The sequence below is a fragment of the Mycobacterium sp. genome, from assembly GCF_035653355.1.
Taxonomy (GTDB): domain Bacteria; phylum Actinomycetota; class Actinomycetes; order Mycobacteriales; family Mycobacteriaceae; genus Mycobacterium.
The window spans coordinates 1-6,785 of record NZ_DASRBZ010000097.1; the positions used below are offsets into that span (position 1 = coordinate 1).

Here is a 6,785-nt window from a genome sequence, read left to right on the forward strand (position 1 = left end):
CGGCCATCACCTCGGAGGTCCGTTACGTCGATGCCGCCGACCCGCACGCACAGTTGCTGACCGTGCTGCCCCGCCGTGACGGCGTCGAGTATTCGGTGGAGCACGCGGTCATCGGCGGCCAAAACCGGTTTTTGATCCTGCACAACGACGGCGCGGTCAACTTCACCCTTGTCGAGGCGCCGGTCAGCGACCCCACCGCCCAGCGCACATTGATCGCGCACCGCGACGACGTGCGGCTCGATGCGGTGGATGCCTTCGCCGGCCATCTCGTAGTCAGCTACCGTCGGGAGGCGTTGCCGCGGATTCAACTGTGGCCGCTGCTGGCCGAGGGCGGCTATGGCGTACCCGAAGAGATGTTGTTCGACTCCGAGCTGATGTCGGCCGGGCTGGGTCCCAACCCGACGTGGGACTCACCGAAGCTGCGGATCGGAGCGGGATCATTTCTCACCCCGGTGCAGATCTACGACGTCGACTTCGTCACCGGTGAGCGCACGTTACTGCGCGAGCAGCCGGTGCTCGGCGGCTACCGCCGCGAGGATTACGTCGAACGCCGAGACTGGGCCCATGCGGCCGACGGAACCCGGATCCCGGTGTCGATCGTCTACCGCGAAGGCATCGAATTCCCGGCGCCCACACTGTTGTACGGCTACGGCGCGTACGAAATATGCGAGGATCCGCGGTTTTCCATCGCGCGGCTGTCGCTGCTGGACCGCGGCATGGTGTTCGTTATCGCCCACGTCCGCGGCGGCGGTGAAATGGGCCGGCTGTGGTATGAGCACGGCAAGCTGCTGGAGAAGAAGAACAGTTTCACCGACTTCGTGGCCGTCGCCAAGCATTTGGTGGACGCGGGGCTGACCCAACCACAGAACCTGGTCGCGTTGGGCGGCAGCGCCGGTGGGATGCTGGTCGGCGCGGTCGCCAATATGGCGCCGGAACTGTTCGCCGGCATCCTGGCGCAGGTGCCGTTCGTCGACCCGCTCACCACGCTTCTTGATCCGTCGCTGCCGCTCACCGTCACCGAGTGGGACGAATGGGGAAACCCTTTGCGCGACAGGGATGTCTACTTCTACGTGAAATCATATTCACCGTACGAAAACGTCACTGCCCAGCAGTATCCGGCAATTCTGGCGATGACGTCACTCAACGACACCAGGGTGTACTACGTCGAGCCTGCGAAGTGGGTGGCGGCGTTGCGGCACACGAAGACCGACGCCAACCCGGTGTTGTTGAAGACTCAGATGAGCGCCGGCCATGGCGGTATCAGCGGACGTTACGAGCGCTGGAAGGAGGTGGCTTTCCAGTACGCATGGCTGCTAGCTGCCGCCGATCGCGACCACTACGGCAGCGGCCAGGTAGACGACCTCGTGAGCGATGCGCAGGGGTAGTCGCGTCGTCATAGACTTGGGCGGATTCGGCATTCGCGATGAATAGACATTGGCCGGGAACATCGCGAGCATCAGCGCCAGCAGGCATACGACGGCCACGACCCGAGTGGCCGGCACCAAAAGGCCCGCCGCGCCGAGGAACTCCAGCACACCGGTGACGCTGACCAGCACTCCCGGCGCGGGCAGTCGGGGCGGCACGATGGCGATCAGGTCGCGGCGTAGCGGCGGTACGAAATGCGCCACGCCCGTCAGCACGAACATCGCCGCCAGGCCGACCCCGATCGCTTTCGGCCAACTGCCGACATACTCGACGCCGACCCAGCTGATGCTCTGGCTCAACGATGCGATCAACGCCCGCGTGAAAGCCGTCGATCCGATGACCACCGTCGAGCGGATCGCCAGGATGATGTTCGACAGTTAGCGGCGATCGCAAGCATGGCGAAGCCGGGCGCAGCAGGTCGCCGCCATCGACCTAAGGGGTCAGCACGGGCGGCAGGCCCGGCACGGCGGCTACCGGTTTTCTCGGCAGGAAGGCCGCGGGGATATAGGCCAGCACTGCCAAGACGGCAGCCACTACGAACACCGTGGTGTAGGCATGCTCTTTGCTGCGGTCGAGTTGGCTGGTCAAGATCACCGACATCAACGCGGTGCTGATCGACGCCGCGACTTGCAGGTTGACATGGACCAGCGCCGAGCCGCGGGCGATTTGATGCGGTGCAAGCGACTGCACCGCCGCAGCTATCAGTGGCATCGTCGTGCAGCCCAGTCCCATACCCATGAGCAGCAACGCCGCCAAAAGTACCGGCAGGTATCCCGCATGCGTTGCGACACCGCAGGCGAAGGTGGCCATGCCGGCGCCGATCAGCGTGATGCCAGCCAGGACCACCTTGCTCGGACCGCGCTTGTCCAGCAGAACGCCGGCGATCGGCATCGTCAGTAGCGCACCGATCCGCTCGGGCATCATGTGTACCCCGGATTGCAGCGCCGTCTGCTGCAGCAGTTGCTGAAAGCAGCTCGGGATCAGCAGTGCAGCACCGAAAAACGCCGCGGCGGAAAGCAAGAGCGTCGAGTTGGCGGTGGTGACCTCTCGGTTCGTGAACAGCCGCAGGTCGATCAGCGGGTCATCCTTGCCCAAGGCGTGCAACACGAACCCGGCAATCAAGATCAGTCCGATGGCCGCCGTCATCCAGACGTGTGGATCGGCGATTGTTCCGTACGCCGGGAGGGACGACACGCCGTACAGGAAAGCGGCCACCCCGGGCGACAGCAGCAGCAGGCCGACGAAGTCGAGGGTCTCGGACGGCGCCGGGCGGTCCTTCGGAAAGGTCAGGGCCGCAAGGACAACCGCGGTTACCCCGATCGGCAGATTGATCCGGAAGATCCACTCCCAGCTGTAGGCGTCGATCAGCCAGCCGCCCAGGATTGGTCCCGCGATCGGGCCAAGCATCATCGGGATGCCCAGCAGTGCCATAAGCCGGCCGATCCGCTTGGGGCCTGCCTCGCGGGTCAAGATGGTGACCGTCAGCGGCATCAGCATGCCGCCGCCAAGGCCCTGTATCACTCGAAACGTGATGAGTGCCCCGACGTTTGGTGCCATGGCGCACAGCAATGAGCCGATCGTAAAGGCCAGCAGAGAACCGATGAACAGCCGCTTGGTGCCAAACCGGTCGGCGGCCCAACCCGCCAGCGGGATCACGGTGGCCAGCGCGAGTGTGTAACCGGTCATCGTCCATGCGACGACAGCCTGGCTGGAGTGGAATTCCGCGATGAAAGTGCGTTGCGCGACACCGACGACCGTGGTGTCCAGGATCGCCATCACCACGGCCAACGCGCACACGCCGGCGATCCGCAGTAGTCCGGCGTCGAGCTTGTCCGGGTAGAACCGTTCGCCGGTGGTCAGCTGGCCGCTGGGCGCGACGGCGCGATGCACCACACGAGCGTAACGGCACTTAGCTCATCAAGCTAGTTTGCGCTGCGGTAGCCTGCTGCCATGCCCGCTGTCACCGAGATCGCGTTGACCACCCTCGACGGCCGCCCGACTTCGCTGGCCGATTACGCCGACCGTGCCGTGCTGGTGGTCAACGTCGCGTCGAAATGCGGCCTGACCCCGCAATACAGCGCGCTGCAGCAGCTCGCGCAGAACTACGCCGATCGCGGGCTGACCGTCATCGGCGTGCCGTGTAACCAGTTCATGGGCCAGGAGCCCGGAGCTCCGGAAGAAATCCAGGCCTTATGCTCCACCACCTACGGTGTGACGTTTCCGCTGCTGGAAAAAACCGACGTCAACGGGTCTGGCCGGCACCCGCTGTACGCGGAACTGACCAAGGCGCCCGACGCCGCAGGCCAGGCCGGCGACGTGCAATGGAACTTCGAAAAATTCCTCATCGCCCCCGGTGGCCGGGTGGTCAACCGATTCCGGCCACGTACGGCACCCGACGCTCCGGAGGTGCTCGCGGCAATCGAGGCCGTGCTGCCGAATTAGCTGGGCGGCGGGCCCGTTAGACGCCCGCTGTCTGCGTGTATGTCACCATTTGGAAACCTGCAATCGGCACACTTGCGGTGTGTCTGGCAAATTGATCGTTTCCGTGTCAGGGATCGGCGAACACACCCTGGCCGACGTCGACGCGTTCTGCACGCAAATGGATGCGCGCGGCGTGCCGGTGTCATTGCTGGTGGCGCCGCGGCTCAAGGGCAGCTACCGACTCGACCGCGACCAGCGCACCGTGGAGTGGTTGGCCGCCCGACGCTCCGGTGGTGACGCGATCGTGTTGCACGGCTATGACGACGCGGCCACCAAAAAGCGCCGCGGCGAGTTCGCCACGTTGCCGGCCCACGAAGCGAACCTGCGGCTGATGGCCGCCGACCGGATGCTCGAGCACCTGGGGCTACGCACCAGGTTGTTCGCGGCGCCGGGCTGGGCGGCGTCGCCGGGCACAGTAAAAGCTTTGCCCCGCAACGGCTTTCGGCTGCTAGCCGATCTTCACGGCATCACCGACCTGGTACGCCACACCAGTGTGCGCGCCCGGGTGCTCGGCATCGGAGAAGGCTTCTTGAGCGAGCCGTGGTGGTGCCGGATGCTGGTGCTCTCCGCTGAACGCGTTGCTCGCCGCGGCGGCATCGTCCGAGTCGCGGTTGCCGCGCGCCACCTGCGTAAGCCCGGGCCGTTGCAGGCCATGCTCGACGCCGTGGACCTGGCGTTGCTGCACGGCTGCACGCCGAGCGTGTACGAGTGGCGGTCCGTTCAGGCGGTTCGCGAGGCAGCCTGACCGCCGGGGTCACTACCCTGTAGCGGCATGAGCGAGAGCGCAGCCGGGTCGGCGGGGCAAGCCGCCGACGTCATCATCGTCGGGGCGGGGCTGGCCGGCTTGGTTGCCGCCTGCGAAGTCGCGGACCGCGGCCGGCGGGTGTTGATCCTCGACCAGGAGAACTCCGCCAACCTGGGCGGGCAGGCCTTCTGGTCGTTCGGCGGGCTGTTCTTCGTCGACAGCCCCGAGCAACGCCGCCTCGGCGTGCGCGACAGTCATGAACTGGCGCTGCAGGATTGGCTCGGCACGGCGGGATTCGACCGGCCCGAGGACTACTGGCCGCGCCAATGGGCATACGCCTACGTCGATTTCGCGGCTGGGGAAAAACGCAGTTGGCTTGGGGCCCGCGGTCTGCAGATCTTCCCACTGGTCGGTTGGGCCGAGCGCGGCGGGTACGACGCCCGCGGACACGGCAATTCGGTGCCGCGCTTCCACATCACTTGGGGCACAGGGCCGGCTCTGGTCGAGATCTTCGCGCGTCAACTGCGCGACCGCTCGACCGTGCGTTTCGCGCATCGTCATCGGGTCGATGAGCTGATCGTCGAAGCAGGCGCGGTCGCCGGGGTGCGCGGCAGTGTGCTGGAGCCATCGGATCAGCCGCGCGGTGTACCGTCATCGCGAAAAGCCGTCCGTGACTTCGAGTTTCGATCTTCTGCGGTGATCGTGACCAGTGGCGGTATTGGCGGCAATCACGACCTGGTCCGGCAGAACTGGCCCAAGCGGATGGGCCGCGTGCCCGAGCAACTGCTGAGCGGGGTACCCGCCCACGTCGACGGCAGAATGATCGGCATCGCCGAAAGGGCCGGCGCCCGGGTGATCAACCGTGACCGGATGTGGCACTACACCGAGGGCATCACCAACTACGACCCGATCTGGCCGCGCCACGGTATCCGGATCATCCCCGGTCCGTCGTCACTGTGGCTGGACGCCAACGGCAAGCGGCTGCCCGCACCGCTGTACCCAGGCTTCGACACGCTCGGCACGTTGGAGTACATCGCTCAATCCGGCCACGACTACACGTGGTTTCTGCTCAACTCCAGAATCATCGAAAAGGAATTCGCGCTGTCGGGCCAGGAGCAAAACCCCGACCTCACCGGACGCAGTGTGCGCCAGTTGCTGCGGTCGCGCGCCGGGTCCGGGCCGCCGGCTCCGGTGCAGGCGTTCGTCGACCGGGGCGTGGACTTCGTCAGCGCTGATTCGTTGCGCGAGTTGGTCACCGCGATGAACAAGGTTCCCGACGTGGTGCCCCTCGACTATGCGACGGTGGCGGCGGAGGTGACCGCGCGCGATCGGGAAGTGGCGAACAATTTCAGCAAGGACAGCCAGATCACCGCGATCCGCGCCGCCCGTGCCTATTGGGGCGACCGGTTGGGCCGCGTGGTGGCTCCGCACCGTTTAACCGATCCCAAGGCCGGCCCGATGATCGCGGTCAAACTTCACATCTTGACCCGCAAGACCTTGGGGGGGTTGGAAACTGATTTGGACGCCAGGGTGCTAAAAGCCGACGGCACTCCGTTCGACGGGCTTTACGCCGCCGGCGAGGTAGCTGGGTTCGGTGGCGGCGGCGTGCACGGTTACCGGGCCCTGGAAGGAACGTTCTTGGGCGGCTGCATCTTTTCCGGTCGCGCCGCCGGGCGCGGCGCCGCAGCTGACATCGCCTAGTTCGGTGACGAGACGCAAAAGCCCCTCATTTCAACACGAAATGGGAGCTTTTGCGTCTGCTCGCACTAGAAGGTGACCGCGCTTTCCTCCGAGAGCACCCGGAAATCGGTGGTCGTCATCTCACTGAGCCGACCGAAATAGATGCCGCGCGCATCGGGGGCGATGATGCCGTGGTGGATGGGCACCGCATGCTGCGGCGCTACCGCTCGCAGGTAGTCGACGGCCTCGGAGATCTTCATCCACGGCGCGGCCGCCGGAGTGGCCAGCACATCCACCGGCTCGTCCGGGACGAACAGGTCGTCGCCGGGATGCATCAGCCGGGCCGGATGCTCACCGTCGCCGATGAGGTAGGAGATGTTGTCTATCACCGGGATTTCGGGGTGGATAACGGCGTGGCGGCCGCCGACGGCGCGGATGATCAGCGCGCCGACGG

Annotated in this window: 7 protein-coding genes; 4 read left to right on the forward strand and 3 right to left on the reverse strand. The window is 65.7% G+C overall.

Annotated features, from left to right (window positions below):
- Positions 1-1,385, forward strand: a 1,385-nt coding sequence (locus VFA16_RS03080; protein WP_324966403.1) for a S9 family peptidase, incomplete at its 5' end; no start/stop codon positions are given.
- Here the strand turns inward: VFA16_RS03080 and VFA16_RS03085 are convergent.
- Together VFA16_RS03085 and VFA16_RS03090 are read right to left on the reverse strand one after the other, a co-directional pair.
- Positions 1,314-1,736 carry a DoxX family protein gene (locus tag VFA16_RS03085; protein WP_414687625.1) on the reverse strand — a complete coding sequence of 141 codons (423 nt, stop codon included), beginning with the start codon at positions 1,734-1,736 and terminating at the stop codon, positions 1,314-1,316. The two genes, VFA16_RS03080 and VFA16_RS03085, sit on opposite strands and share 72 nt — an antisense overlap.
- 121 nt (positions 1,737-1,857) lie before the next feature.
- Positions 1,858-3,315 carry a DHA2 family efflux MFS transporter permease subunit gene (locus tag VFA16_RS03090; RefSeq protein ID WP_324966404.1) on the reverse strand — a complete coding sequence of 486 codons (1,458 nt, stop codon included), beginning with the start codon at positions 3,313-3,315 and terminating at the stop codon, positions 1,858-1,860.
- Positions 3,316-3,375: 60 nt separating this feature from the next.
- Between VFA16_RS03090 and VFA16_RS03095 the strand changes: the two genes are divergently transcribed.
- The 3 genes from VFA16_RS03095 (at position 3,376) to VFA16_RS03105 (ending at position 6,352) form a co-directional block, all read left to right on the forward strand.
- Positions 3,376-3,867, forward strand: coding sequence for a glutathione peroxidase (locus tag VFA16_RS03095; RefSeq protein WP_324966405.1), 492 nt, complete (start codon positions 3,376-3,378; stop codon positions 3,865-3,867).
- 79 nt (positions 3,868-3,946) lie between these two features.
- Positions 3,947-4,651, forward strand: a complete 705-nt coding sequence (locus VFA16_RS03100; protein ID WP_324966406.1) for a DUF2334 domain-containing protein — start codon at positions 3,947-3,949, stop codon at positions 4,649-4,651.
- Positions 4,652-4,678: 27 nt separating this feature from the next.
- The gene (locus VFA16_RS03105) at positions 4,679-6,352 is read left to right on the forward strand and encodes an FAD-binding dehydrogenase (protein ID WP_324966407.1); all 1,674 of its coding nucleotides are present in this window, start codon (positions 4,679-4,681) and stop codon (positions 6,350-6,352) included.
- Between the two features lie 65 nt (positions 6,353-6,417).
- Here the strand turns inward: VFA16_RS03105 and VFA16_RS03110 are convergent.
- Positions 6,418-6,785 (reverse strand): MBL fold metallo-hydrolase (locus VFA16_RS03110; protein ID WP_324966408.1); only part of this gene is annotated, 368 nt, incomplete at its 5' end.

Bases quoted from the DNA above. Each gene is read 5' to 3' on its own strand.
- VFA16_RS03105 (WP_324966407.1), top strand. From the start codon at position 4,679: ATGAGCGAGAGCGCAGCCGGGTCGGCGGGGCAAGCCGCCGACGTCATC.
- VFA16_RS03095 (WP_324966405.1), top strand. From the start codon at position 3,376: ATGCCCGCTGTCACCGAGATCGCGTTGACCACCCTCGACGGCCGCCCG.